13 protein-coding genes, 2 tRNA genes and 1 other RNA gene are annotated in these 15,595 nt (G+C 68.7%); 14 read left to right on the forward strand and 2 right to left on the reverse strand.

Features of this window, described 5'->3' with window-relative positions; all coding sequences use genetic code 11:
- The first annotated feature begins 50 nt into the window (after positions 1-50).
- The 7 genes from QQA13_RS06655 (at position 51) to QQA13_RS06685 (ending at position 8,542) form a co-directional block, all read left to right on the forward strand.
- Positions 51-476 carry a heavy metal-responsive transcriptional regulator gene (locus tag QQA13_RS06655; RefSeq protein WP_108471389.1) on the forward strand — a complete coding sequence of 142 codons (426 nt, stop codon included), beginning with the start codon at positions 51-53 and terminating at the stop codon, positions 474-476.
- Complete coding sequence (locus tag QQA13_RS06660) at positions 473-3,049, forward strand: heavy metal translocating P-type ATPase (RefSeq protein ID WP_108471388.1); 2,577 nt, start codon at positions 473-475, stop codon at positions 3,047-3,049. The genes QQA13_RS06655 and QQA13_RS06660 overlap by 4 nt, the downstream gene beginning before the upstream one ends.
- A gap of 101 nt (positions 3,050-3,150) precedes the next feature.
- The gene (gene folC, locus QQA13_RS06665) at positions 3,151-4,425 is read left to right on the forward strand and encodes a bifunctional tetrahydrofolate synthase/dihydrofolate synthase (protein WP_108471387.1); all 1,275 of its coding nucleotides are present in this window, start codon (positions 3,151-3,153) and stop codon (positions 4,423-4,425) included.
- A gap of 76 nt (positions 4,426-4,501) precedes the next feature.
- Positions 4,502-5,548 carry an SPOR domain-containing protein gene (locus tag QQA13_RS06670; protein WP_108471386.1) on the forward strand — a complete coding sequence of 349 codons (1,047 nt, stop codon included), beginning with the start codon at positions 4,502-4,504 and terminating at the stop codon, positions 5,546-5,548.
- A 37-nt stretch (positions 5,549-5,585) separates the two neighbouring features.
- Entirely contained in the window at positions 5,586-6,206 is a 621-nt protein-coding gene (locus tag QQA13_RS06675) for a CvpA family protein (RefSeq protein ID WP_108471385.1), read from the forward strand.
- Positions 6,207-6,234: 28 nt separating this feature from the next.
- A complete protein-coding gene (gene purF, locus QQA13_RS06680) occupies positions 6,235-7,710 on the forward strand; it encodes an amidophosphoribosyltransferase (protein WP_108471384.1) in 1,476 nt (491 codons plus the stop codon).
- A 22-nt stretch (positions 7,711-7,732) separates the two neighbouring features.
- Positions 7,733-8,542 carry a ferritin-like domain-containing protein gene (locus QQA13_RS06685; protein WP_108471383.1) on the forward strand — a complete coding sequence of 270 codons (810 nt, stop codon included), beginning with the start codon at positions 7,733-7,735 and terminating at the stop codon, positions 8,540-8,542.
- Between the two features lie 57 nt (positions 8,543-8,599).
- Here the strand turns inward: QQA13_RS06685 and QQA13_RS06690 are convergent.
- Positions 8,600-8,676 (reverse strand) — tRNA-Pro (locus QQA13_RS06690).
- Positions 8,677-8,841: 165 nt separating this feature from the next.
- On the opposite strand from QQA13_RS06690, the gene hisS reads away from it, so the two are divergent.
- The 3 genes from hisS (at position 8,842) to QQA13_RS06705 (ending at position 12,611) form a co-directional block, all read left to right on the forward strand.
- Positions 8,842-10,221: a histidine--tRNA ligase gene (gene hisS / locus QQA13_RS06695; protein WP_108471382.1), complete on the forward strand. Its 1,380-nt coding sequence runs from the start codon at positions 8,842-8,844 to the stop codon at positions 10,219-10,221.
- Between the two features lie 64 nt (positions 10,222-10,285).
- Positions 10,286-12,184, forward strand: coding sequence for an HAL/PAL/TAL family ammonia-lyase (locus QQA13_RS06700; RefSeq protein ID WP_108471381.1), 1,899 nt, complete (start codon positions 10,286-10,288; stop codon positions 12,182-12,184).
- Between the two features lie 28 nt (positions 12,185-12,212).
- Complete coding sequence (locus QQA13_RS06705) at positions 12,213-12,611, forward strand: DUF6165 family protein (RefSeq protein WP_108471380.1); 399 nt, start codon at positions 12,213-12,215, stop codon at positions 12,609-12,611.
- On the opposite strand, the gene QQA13_RS06710 is transcribed toward QQA13_RS06705, so the two are convergent.
- Complete coding sequence (locus QQA13_RS06710) at positions 12,608-13,651, reverse strand: glycosyltransferase family 9 protein (protein WP_108471629.1); 1,044 nt, start codon at positions 13,649-13,651, stop codon at positions 12,608-12,610. The two genes, QQA13_RS06705 and QQA13_RS06710, sit on opposite strands and share 4 nt — an antisense overlap.
- 49 nt (positions 13,652-13,700) lie before the next feature.
- Here QQA13_RS06710 and QQA13_RS06715 point away from each other — a divergent pair, with 49 nt between their 5' ends.
- From QQA13_RS06715 to ffs, 4 genes are all read left to right on the forward strand, one after another.
- A complete protein-coding gene (locus tag QQA13_RS06715) occupies positions 13,701-14,432 on the forward strand; it encodes a 3-deoxy-D-manno-octulosonic acid kinase (protein ID WP_108471379.1) in 732 nt (243 codons plus the stop codon).
- Positions 14,429-15,187 carry an MBL fold metallo-hydrolase gene (locus QQA13_RS06720; protein WP_108471378.1) on the forward strand — a complete coding sequence of 253 codons (759 nt, stop codon included), beginning with the start codon at positions 14,429-14,431 and terminating at the stop codon, positions 15,185-15,187. Before QQA13_RS06715 ends, QQA13_RS06720 begins: the two co-directional genes overlap by 4 nt.
- Positions 15,188-15,281: 94 nt before the next feature.
- Positions 15,282-15,371: transfer RNA gene (locus QQA13_RS06725), tRNA-Ser, on the forward strand.
- Between the two features lie 81 nt (positions 15,372-15,452).
- Positions 15,453-15,549, forward strand: an RNA gene (gene ffs / locus QQA13_RS06730) — signal recognition particle sRNA small type.
- Positions 15,550-15,595 lie beyond the last annotated feature (46 nt).

A 15,595-nucleotide genomic window follows, 5' to 3' on the forward strand; every position in this document is an offset into this window, starting at 1 on the left:
TGGCGGGAATGCTTGACTCTGGACTTTGATCAAAGGTCTATACTTCAGGCATGAAGACCCCGAATGCTCCCCTGACCATCGGTGCCGTCGCCAAGCGCGTCGGTGTAGCGATCGACACGATCCGTTATTACGAGCGCGAGGGTCTGCTGCCCGAGCCGCAGCGACGGGCGTCCGGCTATCGCAGTTACGGTGAGAGCGCAGTCGTGCAGTTGCGCTTCATCCGCCGCGCCAAGGATCTCGGTTTCACGCTGGAGGAGATCCGCGAGCTGTTGGCGCTGTCAGCCGACCGCCAGCGCGGGGTGAAGGCGGTGAAACAGCGCGCGGAGAAGCGGCTGGCAGCGATCGAACAGCGCATCGCCGAGCTGCAGCGCGTGCGTGACGGGTTGGCGGAGCTGGTCGCGTCGTGTCCGGGCCATGGTGCACCGGAGCATTGCCCGATCCTGCGCGCGCTTGGCAACGAGGAGGTGAAGGCATGAGCGGGCAAGCTTCCTGCTACGCGGGCGGCGACAAGCCGGCGGCCTCCGCGGCGATCGATCCAGTGTGCGGGATGACGGTGGATCCGGCGACGGCGAAGCACGTCAGCACGCACGACGGGCAGACGTTTTATTTCTGCAGCGCGGGTTGCAAGGCGAAGTTCGATGCGTCGCCGGCGACCTACATGGCTGCCGGACAGAAGCCTGCGGGAGGCTGTTGCGCCGGCAAACCGGTGGCGGATGACTACGCGAACCACGATCACCCCGATCACGGGCATGCGCACGCCGCGAAGGATCCGGTATGCGGCATGACGGTGGATCCGCAAACGGCGAAATATCACGCCGACCATGACGGCCAGACCTACCACTTCTGCTCCGCGCGTTGCCACGAAAAATTCACCGCCGATCCGTCGGCGTATCTGAAGGATCGTCCAGCAGCGCCTCCACCGGCACCGCCCGGCACGATCTACACCTGTCCGATGCACCCGCAGATCCAGCAGCTCGGCCCGGGCCATTGCTCGATCTGCGGCATGGCGCTGGAACCGATGATGCCGACGTTGGAGGAGGACGACGGCGGCGAGCTGGCGTCGATGACGCGCCGCTTCTGGTGGCTGGTGGCGCTGACCGTGCCGGTGTTCGCGCTGGCGATGGGACCGCACCTGTTCGGCTGGCATCTGCCCGCGCCGTGGGCTGGCGTGGCCGGCTGGGTCGAGGCGCTGCTGGCCAGCAGCGTGGTGCTGTGGGGCGGCGCGCCGTTCTTCGTGCGCGGCTGGCGCTCGCTGCATCCCTGGCGACCGAACATGTACACGCTGATCGCGCTGGGCACCGGCGTGGCGTGGCTGTACAGCGCGGTGGCGTTCCTGTGGCCGGGGATCTTCCCGGACGGCTTCCGCGATGCGCACGGCCGGGTCGCGGTGTACTTCGAGTCGGCGGCGGTGATCGTCACCCTGGTCACCCTGGGCGACTTCCTGGAACTGCGCGCGCGCCGGCGTACCGGCGCGGCGCTGAAGGCGCTGCTGGGGCTGGCGCCGAAAACGGCGCGGCGCATCGCCGCCGACGGCAGCGAGAGCGACGTGGCGCTGGACGAGGTGCATGCCGGCGACGTGCTGCGTGTGCGCCCCGGCGAGAAGGTGCCAGTCGATGGCGTGGTAACCGAGGGCGAGAGCCACGTCGACGAGTCCATGCTCACCGGCGAACCGATGCCGGTGGCCAAGGCGAAGGATGATCCGCTGACCGGCGGCACGGTGAACCAGGACGGCGCGCTGACCATGCGCGCGCAGAAGGTCGGCGCCGAGACGATGCTGGCGCAGATCGTGGCGTTGGTGGCGGCCGCGCAGCGCAGCCGGGCGCCGCTGCAGCGCGTGGCCGACCAGGTGGCAGCGTGGTTCGTGCCGGCAGTGGTGGCGGTGGCCGTGGCGGCGTTCGCGGCGTGGGCGATCGTCGGTCCGGAGCCGCGGCTGGCGCACGCGCTGATCGCAGCCGTGTCGGTGCTGATCATCGCCTGCCCGTGCGCGCTCGGCCTGGCCACGCCGATCTCGATCATGGTCGCCAGTGGTCGCGGCGCGCAGCATGGCGTGCTGTTCAAGGACGCCGGCGCGATCGAGCGTCTGCGCGACATCGACACCCTGGTGGTGGACAAGACCGGCACGCTGACCGAAGGCAAGCCGGCGCTGACCGAGCTGGTGGTGCTGGGCGGCCAGTCGCGCGAACGCCTGCTGGCGCTGGCGGCGGCGCTGGAGCGGCCGAGCGAGCATCCGCTGGCGCGGGCGATCGTGACGGCGGCGGAGGCCGAGCGCGTGGCGACGCTGGCAGCAACGGATTTCCGCTCGCTGACCGGCCGCGGCGTCAGCGCGAAGGTGGATGGCAGCACGGCAGCGCTGGGCAATGCGAAGCTGATGGCGGAGTCGCGTGCCGCGATCGGCGAGGAGGCCGACGCTCGCGCCGAGCAACTGCGCGGGCAGGGCGCCACGGTGATGTTCCTGGCCGTCGACGGGTCGCTTGCCGCGCTGCTGGCGGTGGCCGACCGGATCAAGCCGGACACGCCGGCGGCGATCGCCGCGCTGCACGCGGCTGGCCTGCGTATCGTGATGCTCACCGGCGACAATGCCACCACCGCGCAATCGGTGGCGCGCACGCTGGGCATCGACGAGGTGCATGCGGATGTCTCGCCGGCCGACAAGGCGGCGGTGGTGAACCGGCTCAAGCTTGAAGGCCGCCGCGTGGCGATGGCCGGCGACGGCATCAACGACGCGCCGGCGCTGGCCGCTTCCGACATCGGCATCGCGATGGGCAGCGGCACCGACGTGGCGATGGAGAGCGCGCAGGTGACCCTGGTCAAGGGCGAGCTGGGCGCGATCGTGCGCGCGCGCAAGCTGTCGCAGGCGACCGTGCGCAACATCCACCAGAACCTGTTCTTTGCCTTCGTCTACAACGCGATCGGCGTGCCGCTGGCGGCCGGCGTGCTGTATCCGTGGTGCGGCATCACGCTGTCGCCGATGATCGCCGCGCTGGCGATGAGCCTGAGCTCGGTCTCGGTGGTGAGCAACGCGCTGCGCTTGCGCAAGCTGCGCTTGTGAGAGGTCGTTCGCGCGGGGCAGCGTGCATGGTGGTGGGATTCATCCGTGCGTTCGAATTGATGCTTTAAGCTTTGCACTTCCCGTCTGCACGAAGTCACTGCATGAGTCGCACTCTCGCCGAATGGCTGGCGTACCAGGAACACGTCAACATCCACAGCGTCGAGCTGGGGCTCGAACGGGTACGCGAGGTGTGGCAACGGATGGGTGCGCCGGCGCCGGCGCAGCGGGTGATCACCGTCGGTGGCACCAATGGCAAGGGTTCCACCGTCGCTCTGCTGGAGGCGATGTTGCGTGCCGCCGGCTTGCGCGTGGGTGCATTCACCTCACCGCACCTGCTGGACTACAACGAGCGCGTGCGCATCGACGGCGCGGATGCCGACGATGCCGCGCTGGTCGCCTCGTTCGAGCGGATCGAGGCGGTGCGCGGCGATGTTCCGCTGACCTATTTCGAATTCGGCACGCTGGCCGCGCTGGACCTGTTCGCCCGCGCCGGGGTCGACGTGGCGCTGCTGGAGGTGGGGCTTGGCGGGCGGCTGGATGCGGTCAACATCATCGACGCCGACGTGGCGGTGATCACCACGGTGGATCTGGACCACATGGAGTGGCTCGGCCCGGACCGCGACAGCATCGGCCGCGAGAAGGCCGGCATCGCGCGAGCGGGTCGCCCGGCGATCGTGGGCGAGCTGGAGCCGCCGACCGGTTTGCTCGATGCGCTCGCCGGCTGCGGCGCACGGGTCGAGCGGGCCGGCATCGATTTCAGCGTCGAGCGGCACCAGGACGGCTGGCGCTGGCGCCACCGCGACGGCAGCGCGATGGAACTGCCCGATCCTGCGCTGGCAGCGCCGGTGCAATACGCCAACGCGGCGACGGCGATCGCCGCGCTGCGCGCGCTCGGTCTGCAAACATTGACGCCCAGCGCCCTCTTCGCGGCGGTCAGCGCCGGCCTGCACGAGGTACGGGTACAGGCGCGGTTACAGTCGATCGGCGGCGAGCCGCCAGTGATCGTGGACGTGGGCCACAACCCGCAGGCCGCCCGCGCGCTGGCCGAATGGCTGGATGCGCAGCCGCCGGCACGGGTGCATGTGGTGTATGGCGCGCTGGCGGACAAGGACGTGGCCGGGGTGATCGGCGCGCTCGGCACGCGCATCAACCACTGGCACCTGGCCGGACTGGATCAGGCCACCCCGCGCGGCATGCCGGTGGCGGCACTGGCCGCGGTCCTGCAACAGGCCCTGCCGCAGGCGTCCTACGACGTGCATGCCGACGTGGCCGCCGCGCTGGCGGTGGCACGCACGACGGCGCAGCCGGGCGAACGCATCCTGGCGTTCGGCTCGTTTTTCGTAGCCAGCGCGGTGCTCGCTGAACGCATCGGCTGAGGGTGACTCATGGCGCCCGGCGCAGGCAGGTATAATCGCGCCGTTGTGCCCGCGTTTGCCGCCCTGGAGCGAAAACTTGAAAACACGCCTGCTGGGAGCCGCCGTCCTGATCGCGCTGGCGGTTCTGTTCGTGCCCATGTTCTTTTCCAGTACCCCGCCGGCTCCGGGTGGCGACCAAGCGGTCAGCCTGGCGATCCCGCCGGCACCCGATCGCGACCTGCAGACCCGCACCATGAGCCTGGCGCCGGATGCCCCCGCCAGCGGGGCGAGCGCCACCACCGTGCAGACGCCGTCGGTGACGTCGGTGACGCCGGCGTCGGGCGACAGGCTGGCCACGGTGGACATCGGTTCCAGCCGCCCGCGTGACGTCGAGACCGACCCCGAAGCCGGCAAGCCGCCGCAACCGACCACGGTGACCGCCGGTTCGGGCGTGTCGCCGAGCCAGCCGGTGATCCCGCAGCGGACCACGCCGCCGCAGGCTGCAGCGAACACCGGCGCAGCCGTGGCGACGAAGCCGACGGTGGTTGCCACGCCGACCCGGCCGGCCGTGGCGGCACCGTCCGCACCTGCATCGGTGACGCCCACCGCAGCACGCGGCAGCTACACGCTCAACCTCAGTGCGTATGCGAGTGCAGCCGGCGCCACCAGCCTGGAACGCCGCGTACGCGACCTGGGTTATCCGGTCAGCGGCCATGCCATCACCCAGGCGGGCAAGTCGCGCACCCTGGTCATTGCCGGGCCGTTCGAGACGCGCACCGCGGCCGAGGCCGCGCGGCTGAAGATCACCCAGTCGATCCCTGGCGTGCCGGCCCGGCTGGAACAGGACGCCAGCCGCGAAAGCAGCGCGGCGGCGACCCCGCCAGCTGCCGCCACGACCACCGCCAGGGCGGGTGGCTGGGCCGTGCAGCTGGCGGCGATGGGCGACCAGGCCGATGCGAATGCGCTGCGTGACAAGTTGCGTGCGAACGGTTTCGACGGCTTCGTCGATGCGGTGCAGTCCGGCGGCAGGCGTTTGTGGCGCGTGCGTGCCGGCCCGCAGACCCAGCGTGACGACGCGCAGCGCGTGCACGACCAGATCAAGGCGAAGCTGGGCATCGACGGCAACGTCGTGCCGGTGCCCTGAGCATGCCGATACCGAGACCGGCACGCGGAGCAGGCGGATGAACTGGACCGACTACATCATCATCGGCGTGCTGGCCCTGTCGGTCTTCGTGGGGTTGTGGCGCGGCCTGATCTCCGAAGTGCTGGCACTGGCGATCTGGATCGCCGCGTTCTGGGTGGCATGGATGCTCGGCCCGGCGGCGGCCGGGCGCCTGGAGCACGTGATTGAACTGCCATCGGCGCGGATCATCGTGGGCTATGGACTCTGCTTCGTCGTCGTGCTGATCCTAGGTGCGTTGCTGCGTTTCGTGATCAGCAGGCTGATCGAGAGCACCGGGCTGTCTGGCACCGACCGGTTGCTGGGCATGTTGTTCGGCTTCGCACGCGGCGTACTGGTGGTGGCCCTGCTGGTATTCCTGGTCGGATTCACCGCGTTCACGCGCGATCCGTGGTGGCGGCAGTCGGTGCTGCTGCCGCGTTTCCAGCATGTGGCGGTCTGGCTGGGCCAGCAGGTGCCGCCCAGCGTGCGCGGGTACCTCCATCCGCCGGCGGTGCTAGCTCACCTGTCCAGCTTGCCGGCTGCATTGCCGGCCCCCATATCGGGCAAGACGCCCGCACCGGCGGCAACCGCGGTGCACCCGGCGGCAGCCAGCACGGCCGGCACGCACCGGACTTTCTGAACATATCCTCTGAAGCAGGCAACAAACCATGTGCGGAATCATCGGCATTGTCGGTACCACCGAAGTGGCATCGGCGCTCTATGACGGCCTGACGGTGCTGCAGCATCGCGGCCAGGACGCGGCCGGGATCGCCACCGTGGACGGCGCGCGGCTGCGCCTGCACAAGGGCAACGGACTGGTGCGCGACGTGTTCGGGCAGAGCGCAATGAGCGGCCTGCGCGGGCGCATCGGCATCGGCCACTGCCGTTACCCCACCGCCGGCTCGGAAGGCTCGTCCGAGGCCCAGCCGTTCTACGTCAACTCGCCGTACGGCATCGCCTTCGCGCACAACGGCAACCTGGTCAACACCGACGCGCTGCGCCGCGAGATGTTCCAGGACGACCGTCGCCACATCAACACCGATTCCGATTCCGAGGTGCTGCTGAACGTACTGGCGCACGAGCTGCAGATTCAGGACCGCATGGCGTTGACCCCCGACCACATCTTCAAGGCAGTCGCCGGCGTGCACGCGCGCGCCCGCGGCGGCTATGCCTGCATCGCGCTGCTGCTGGGCTACGGCCTGATCGCGTTCCGCGACCCGAACGGCATCCGCCCGCTGGTGCTGGGCGAGCGGATCAGCGGCGAAGGCCGCGAATACGCAGTGGCATCGGAGTCGGTGGCGCTGGACATCCTCGGCTTCAAGCGCATCCGCGACGTGGCGCCGGGCGAGGCGGTGATCATCACCGACGACGGCCAGCTGCATACCCGCCGCTGCGCCGAGGGCGCGCCGCATACACCGTGCATCTTCGAATACGTCTACCTGGCGCGGCCTGATTCGATGATCGAGGACGTCTCGGTGTACAAGGCGCGCCTGCGCATGGGCGAGAAGCTGGCCGAGAAGATCCTGCGCGAGCGGCCCGACCACGGCATCGACGCGGTGATCCCGATCCCCGACACCGCGCGCACCGCCGCCAGCGCGCTGGCCGGTGCGCTCGGCGTGCCGTTCCGCGAGGGCTTCGTCAAGAACCGTTACATCGGCCGCACCTTCATCATGCCGGGGCAGGGCGAGCGGGTGAAATCGGTGCGCCGCAAGCTCAACGCGATCGACCTGGAGTTCCGCAAGAAGAACGTGCTGCTGGTGGACGACTCGATCGTGCGCGGCACCACCTCGAAGCAGATCATCCAGATGGCCCGCGACGCCGGCGCGAAGAACGTCTACTTCGCCTCTGCCGCGCCGCCGGTACGCTACCCGAACGTGTACGGCATCGACATGCCGTCGGCCTCGGAACTGGTCGCCGCGGGGCGCACCGAGAAGGAGATCGAGCAGACGCTGGGCGCCGACTGGCTGATCTATCAGGACCTGAAGGACCTGGTCTGGGCTGTGCAGGATGGCAACGAGGAGCTGAAGCAGTTCGACACCTCGTGCTTCTCCGGCGAATACGTCACCGGCCTCGACCAGAGCTACCTGGAGCAGATCGAGATGCTGCGTTCGGACGACGCCAAGGCCGCGCGGCGGGCGGTCTGAGCCAGCGTCCGGGCGGCGCGCCATGACCGACCTGCATGCCGCCGCCAAGCGCTGCCTCGAGGCCGCCGACCCGGCTGAAAAGCTGCGCCTCACCCACGAAACCTGGCAGGCCTTCCGCGCGGGCGAATGGCGTGCGGACCCCGCATCGCCGCCGCCCGAGCCGATCGGCCCGCCCGGTCGGCCGGCAAAACCGCAACTGGTCAACGCCCGTCAGCTGCCGCAGCGTGGACTGGGCAGCGAAGCAGGCCGCGTCGCCCTGGTGCACGCGGTGGCGCACATCGAGTTCAACGCGATCAACCTGGCCTGGGACGCGGTGTATCGTTTCCGCGGCATGCCGGCGGACTATTACCGCGACTGGGCCAGCTGTGCCCATGACGAAGCGCGCCACTTCGCGCTGCTATCCGACCGGTTGGCCGAGCTGGGTCACGCCTACGGCGACTTCGACGCCCACGACGGCCTGTGGGCGATGGCCGAGAAGACCGCCGATAGCGACACCGCGCGGATGGCGCTGGTACCGCGAGTGCTGGAGGCGCGCGGGCTGGACGTCACCCCCGGCATGATCGAACGGCTGCGCGGACTCGGCGACGAACGCACGGTGGCGATCCTGGAGGTGATCCTGCGCGAGGAAGTGGCCCACGTCGCCGCCGGCACCCGCTGGTACCTGTACTGCTGCGAGCGCGACAACCTCGACCCGATCGAGACGTTCTTCACCCTGCTGCGCGACTACATGGGCGTGAGCCTGCGCGGGCCGTTCAATCGGCCGGCGCGGCTTGAGGCGGGTTTTGTCGAAGAGGAGCTCGACCGGCTGGCCGCCTTGGCTCCGACCGGCTGACGAACCCGTGCGGAACACACAAAAAAGCCGGCGCGAGGCCGGCTTGATCGTCGAATTTGGTCGGGGTGACAGGATTCGAACCTGCGACTTCTACGTCCCGAACGTAGCGCTCTACCAGGCTGAGCTACACCCCGTGGGAAGCCGCGTATCTTAATCGCCGATCGGGGGCTTGGCAACAGGTTCGATGCATCCGCTGGACGATCCGCTGCGGAAGGGCGGCGGCGTTCTGTTAATCTTGACGGCTGCCGTCGCGCGTTCTGTCGTGCGACGGAATGCCCCCATCGTCAGTAGAGGATTCCATGGCGCTTACCCCGGCCCGCACCATGCCCGGCGTGCTCGAGCTGCTGCCGCTCGACCAGGTCGCGTTCCAGCGCATGCTCGACGTGATCCGCCGCAACTACGAGCGTTTCGGCTTCCTGGCCATCGAGACGCCGGTGATCGAATACTCCGACGTGCTGCTGACCAAGAGCGGCGGCGAGACCGAGCGGCAGGTGTACTTCGTGCAGTCCACCGGCGCGCTGGGCAAGGCCGACGAGGGCACCCCCGAACTGGCGCTGCGCTTCGACCTCACCGTGCCGCTGGCGCGCTACGTGGCCGAGCACGAGCGCGACCTCAGCTTCCCGTTCCGCCGCTACCAGATGCAGAAGGTGTACCGCGGCGAACGCGCGCAGCGCGGGCGCTTCCGCGAGTTCTACCAGTGCGACATCGACGTGATCGGCAAGGACGCGTTGTCGGTGCGCTACGACGCCGAGATCCCGGCGGTGATCTACAGCGTGTTCCGCGAACTGGACATCGGCCCGTTCACCATCCAGCTCAACAACCGCAAGCTCATGCGCGGCTACTTCGAGAGCCTGGGCATCGTCGACGGCGAGCAGCAGATGCTGGTGCTGCGCGAGGTGGACAAGCTGGACAAGCGCGGCGCCGACTACGTGCGCGACACGCTGACCGGCGAAGCGTTCGGCCTGAGCGCTGAGGTGGCGCAAAAGATCCTCGCCTTCGTGCAGGTGCGCTCGACCTCGCTGCAGGACGCGCTGGACAAGCTCGATGCGCTCGGCGCCGGGCCGGAGGCGATGGAGCAGGGCCGCAGCGAGCTGAAGGAAGTGCTGGGCCTGATCCACGCGTTCGGCGTGCCGCAGACGCACTATGCGCTGAACCTGTCGATCGCCCGCGGCCTCGACTACTACACCGGCACGGTCTACGAGACCACGCTGAACGACCATCCGCAGATCGGCTCGATTTGCTCTGGCGGCCGCTACGAGAACCTGGCCGGCCAGTACACCAGGTCGCACCTGCCCGGCGTCGGCATCTCGATCGGCCTGACCCGGCTGTACTGGCAGCTGCGCGACGCCGGCCTGATCGATACGGCGAAGAGCACCGTCGACGTGCTGGTGACCCAGATGGACGAGGCGCAACTGCCCGCCTACCTGGCGCTGGCCAGCGAGCTGCGTGGCGCCGGCATCGCCACCGAGGTGGTGCTGGAAGGCGGCAAGCTCGGCAAGCAGTTCAAGTACGCCGACCGCGCCGGCATCCGCTTCGTGGTGGTGCTGGGCGAGGACGAACTCGCCCGCGGCGTGGTGACGGTGAAGGACCTGCGCCGCGAGGACCAGTTCGAGGTGGCGCGCAGCGAACTGGTCAAGACGCTGCGGGTGGAGCTGGAGCAGGCCGCGGCGATGGGGTGAGGGCGCTATTGCCTTTGACGTCGTCATTCTCGTGTTCGCGGGAATGACGGTAACAACATGGAGCATGACTGCAGTGGGTGAAACGATTCTTCTCGACGGCAGCAGCCTGACGCGCGCGCAGCTGGTGGCAGTGGCACGGCAAGGCGCATCGGTGGCGCTGGATCAGGTGCAGCTCAAGCGCGTGCAGCGCGCCGCCGATTTCCTGGCCGACAAGGTCAGCTGCGGCGAGCCGACCTATGGCGTCACCACCGGCTTCGGCAGCAACGCCGACAAGCTGCTCGGCGCGCACCGCGTGCGTGACGAGCTGCCGGGGAGCCAGTCCGCCGAAGGCACGCTGATGGAGGAGCTGCAGCACAACCTGATCATCACGCACGCGGTCTGCGTCGGCAAACCGTTTGCGGCCGACGTGGTGCGGGCGATGCTGCTGATCCGCATCAACACGCTGATGCGCGGGCACTCCGGCATCCGCGTGAGCACGCTGGAAGCGCTGGCCGCGATGCTCAATGCCGGCGTGGTGCCGGTGGTGCCGGAGAAGGGCTCGGTCGGCGCCAGCGGCGATCTGGCACCGCTGTCGCACCTGGCCATCGTGCTGCTCGGCGGCGGCGAGGCGTTCTGGCAGGGCGAGCGGTTGAGCGGCGCCGAGGCGCTGAAGCGCGCCGGGCTCGCACCGATCCGGTTGTCGTTCAAGGAAGGTCTGGCGCTCAACAACGGCACCGCGCAGATGCTGGCCACCGCCGCGCTGGCGCTGGATGCGCTGGAGCAGTTGCTGAACACCGCCGACCTCGCCGCGGCGATGACGCTGGACGCCTTCGCCGGCCGCAGCGGCGCGCTGCGTGCGGACGTCCACGCGCTGCGCCCGCATCCGGGCCAGGTGGAGACCGCCGCGCACGTGCGCGAACTGCTGGCCGATTCCACCCTGCTCGACATTCCGTACCACCTGGTGCCGCGCTTCAAGCCGTGGAGCGCCGAGGCGTGGAGCGAAGCCGACGACCAGGCGCTCAGCTTCGATATCGGCTGGGACTGGGTGCCGGCCAACCAGCGCCACGGCCGCGAGGCGTTCTACGCGCGCTTCCTGCCGTTCAAGGGCGGCAAGAAGCATCAGCCGCAGGACGCCTACAGCCTGCGCTGCATGCCGCAGGTGCATGGTGCGGTGCGCGACGCCTGGGCGCAGGCCTGCCGGGTGATCGATATCGAGTTGAACTCGGTCACCGACAACCCGCTGATCTTCCCGGACAACGATGGAGCGCCGTTCATCGAGGAGCAGGTGATCTCGGCCGGCCACTTCCACGGCATGCCGCTGGCACTGGCGATGAGCTACGTGAAGGCGGCCATCCCGGTGCTCGCCTCGATCTCCGAGCGCCGGCTCAACAAGCTGGTCGACCCGGCCACCAACGACGGCTTGCCGGCTTTCCTCACCGGCAATGAGGACGGCACCGATTCCGGCTTCATGATCGTGCAGTACACCGCCGCGGCGCTGGTCAACGACCTCGCCACGCGCGCGCACCCGGCCAGCGTGTACTCGGTGCCGACCAGCGCGAACGCCGAGGACCACGTCTCGATGGGTGCCAACGAGGCTCGCCACGTGCTGGAGATGATGGAAGACCTCGGCCACGTGCTGGCACTGGAGCTGTACACCGCCGCGCAGGCGCTGGATTACCGCCAGGAAATGCTGAACGCGGCGCGCCGGCTGGCGACGCGCGGCGGCTGGCAGGCGCTCGCGGCGAAGATTGCCAACGCGCCGCGCGAAGGCCAGCCGCACTACGAACAGTTCGTCGCCGAAGTGCAGCAGCTCGCGGCGGCACTGGCCGGTGCCGGCGATTTCCACGCCGGCGCCAGCGTGCGCGATGCCCATGCGATCCTGCGCCGGCAGATCGGCTTCATGCACCGCGACCGCGCGATGGACGGCGACGTGCGCACGGTCTGCACGCTGGTGCAGCAGGGCGCATTTCGCCCGGCGGCGTGACTCATCCTTTTTGACGGAAGCCAAGACCATGAGCCTGATCCAGACCCCGGTGTCCTACGGCGAGCTGATCGACAAGATCACCATCCTGGAGATCAAGTCGCGCCGCATCACCGACGCGGCCAAGCTGACCAACGTGCGCAACGAGCTCGACCTGCTCAATGCAACCTGGGCCAGCGACGCGGCTTCGCAGACCGACATTTCCGACGAACGTGCCCGCCTGCTGGCGGTGAACGAGCTGCTGTGGGACATCGAGGACCGCATCCGCCTGAAAGAGCGCGCACAGGCGTTCGATGCCGAGTTCGTCGAACTGGCGCGCTCGGTGTATTTCCGCAACGACGAACGCGCGGCGTTCAAGCGCGAGATCAACCTGAAGCTCGGCTCGCAGCTGGTCGAGGAAAAGTCGTACCAGGATTACCGCGCGGTCTAAAACAGCCGCATGTCGCGTGCGGTAGCCTCGTAGCGTTCGATGACGTCGTCCACGCCGATCAGATCCATCACGCCGGGCTTCTCGATCTTGCTGCCCCACGGGATTTCGCTGGCCGGTCGGCCGAGGTACTTGTGCGCGGCCTCGTCGTACTTGTCCACGCACCAGCGGCGGTCGGAATAGGGACCGGAGCGGTTCGGGTTGCTCGCCGCGTGCAGGCCGAGTACGCGGGTGCCCACCGCGTTGGCCATGTGCATCGGGCCGGAGTCCGGGGTCAGCAGCAGCTGCGCGCGGGCGAGCAGAGCCAGCAGCTTTTTCAGCGTGTCCTTGCCGGTGAGGTCGAGTGGTGTCGACTGGCATGCCGCCAGCACGGCGTCGGCCATCCCGCGCTCGAAGGTGGAGGGGCCACCGACCAACACCACGCGCCAGTCGCGCGCGGCGGCATGGTCGATCACCGCGGCATAACGCTCCGGCCGCCAGTTGCGCAGCGCATGGCTGGAGGTGGGGCTGACCAGCAGGGTCGGCGTGTCGCCGGACAGCTGTTCGGCGGCCCAGGCGTGCGCTTCGTCGGGAATCGAGATGTCCCAACGCACCTGGGTCTGCTTCAGTCCCAACGGTTCGCAGAAGCTGCCGATCGCGTCCAGCACGTGCTCGCCGGTTCGCGCGGGAATGCGTTCGTTGACCACCAGTCCGTGCAGGTCCTTCGCGCGCGCGCGGTCGTAGCCGATGCGCCGATCGGCTTTGATGCCCAGGCTGAGCAGGTTCGAGCGCAGCGCCACCTGCATCTGCAGCAGCGCGTCGAAGCGCCGGCCGCGCAACGCCGCATGCACCGCGCGCATGCCGGCCCAGCCGGCGGCCTTGTCGAAGGTGACGAACTCCACCCCGGGCAGGTCGCCGACCAGCTTGCGTTCCAGCTTGCCGACGATCCAGGTCAGCGAAGTTTGCGGCCATGCCTGCTGCAGGGTGCGCAGAAGCGGCACCACGTGGGTGACGTCGCCGATGGCGGAGGTGCGCAGCAGGCAGATCGAGGCGGGGGCAGTGATCGGGTTCGGGGTCATGGGGCTGGGTTAGAATCCGGGGCAGTCACCGGGCATGATGATGCAGGAACGAACCCACAAGGATGCCGAAGGCGCGATTCTGTTCGACGCCGAGGCATCGCCACAAGTCGGGCGCGACTGGTTCGCGCCGGATTACTGGCGCGAACGTGGTGCGTTGCGCACGCAGGCCGGCGGTCGCGGCGGCGTCGCGATCGTGGCCACGCCGGTGGGCGAATGCGTGCTGCGGCATTATCGTCGTGGCGGCCTGGTCGCCGCGCTGATGGGCGATCGGTATCTGTGGACCGGGGCCGACCGCACGCGTCCGTTCGCGGAATTCCGCCTGCTCGCCGAGATCGCCCGGCTGGAACTGCCCGGTCCGGCGGTGGTGGCCGCGCGGTATCGCCGGCATGGCCCGTACTACACCGCCGACCTGATCACCCGCCGCATCGCCGACGCGCAGACCCTGGCCGAGTGCCTGGCGGCAGGGCGGCTGGATGGCGAGCTGGCGGAGGAGGTCGGGGCGCTGGTGGCGCGCTTCCATCGTGACGGCGTCTGGCACGCCGACCTGAATGCGCACAACGTGCTGGTGGCGCCAGGCGCGCTGTATTTGATCGACTTCGACCGTGGCCGCATGCGCATCCCGGCTACCGCCTGGCAGCAGGCGAACCTGCAGCGCCTGCGCCGGTCGCTGCTCAAGCTGGGCGCGACCGCCGACGGCGAGGCGGCGTTCGAGAAGAACGTCTGGCAACCACTGCTGCATCGCTACGGGCGTACGCTGGCCCCATGAACTGGCATCTGCATTTTCTTGGCGTGGGCGCCGCGCACGCGGTGGAGCTGGGCTCGTCGGCGGTGGTGCTGGAACGTGCCGGCGTACCGCTGCTGCTGATCGACTGCGGCCCCGACACGCTCGACCGCTACCTGGCGGTGTACGACGCGTTGCCGCCGGCCGTGTTCATCACGCACACTCACATGGACCACGTGGCCGGGCTGGAGCAGCTGTTCATCCGCCTGTGGTTCGACCCGCACCTGCGCGGCACCACCCGGGTGTTTGTCCACGCCGCGCTGGTGCCATGGCTGCAGACGCGCGTCGCCGATTACCCCGGTGCGCTGGCCGAGGGTGGCGCCAATTTCTGGGAGGCGTTCCGCCTGGTGCCGTGCACCCGCGGTTTCTGGCTGGATGACCTGTGGTTCGACGTGTTCGCCACCCGCCACCATGTGCCGGGCACCTCGTACGGCCTGGCGCTGGAGGGCAGCTTCGTCTACACCGGCGATACCCGGCCGATTCCCGAAGTGCTGGCCAGCCGTGCCGGTGCCGGCGAAATCATCGCCCACGACTGCGGCCTGGTCGGCAACCCCTCGCACACCGGCATCGACGACGTCGAGCGCGAGTATCCGAAGGCATGGCGCGCCCGACTGCTGCTTTACCACTACGGCAGCGAAGCCGACGGCACGGCGCTGGCTTCACTCGGCTATCGCATCGCCAGCCCCGGCGAACGGGTTGCCTTGCCCGCCCCGGTGGAGCCCAGGGCTGACGCTGGCTGAATCCGTGCCCGCTCGCTTGCCTGCATGGCCCTGCTGCCGTTATTCTTGCCGACTCTTTGAAGGACTGGATTGCCGCAAAGAGGGTCAAGTATGCGGAGAGGTGTCCGAGTGGTTGAAGGAGCACGCCTGGAAAGTGTGTATAGGGTAAAACCTATCGCGGGTTCGAATCCCGCTCTCTCCGCCAGTTTCTGAATTGGTGCGACAGCCTGAAGCTGGCGCAACAGCAAAACAACCAAGCGATATCGCTTGACGTCCATGGTGGCCCCGTCGGTCCCCCCGCGACGATAGTTCGCAAACTCCGCCAGGTCCGGAAGGAAGCAACGGTAGCGAATGATTCGGGTGCCGGGGTGTGGCTGGCGGGGCCGCCGCCATTTCCGGACGGCGCTTTTACTGACTTACCCCCGCTGA

Origin of the sequence: Rhodanobacter thiooxydans, from assembly GCF_030291135.1 — a bacterium.
GTDB lineage: Bacteria > Pseudomonadota > Gammaproteobacteria > Xanthomonadales > Rhodanobacteraceae > Rhodanobacter > Rhodanobacter thiooxydans_A.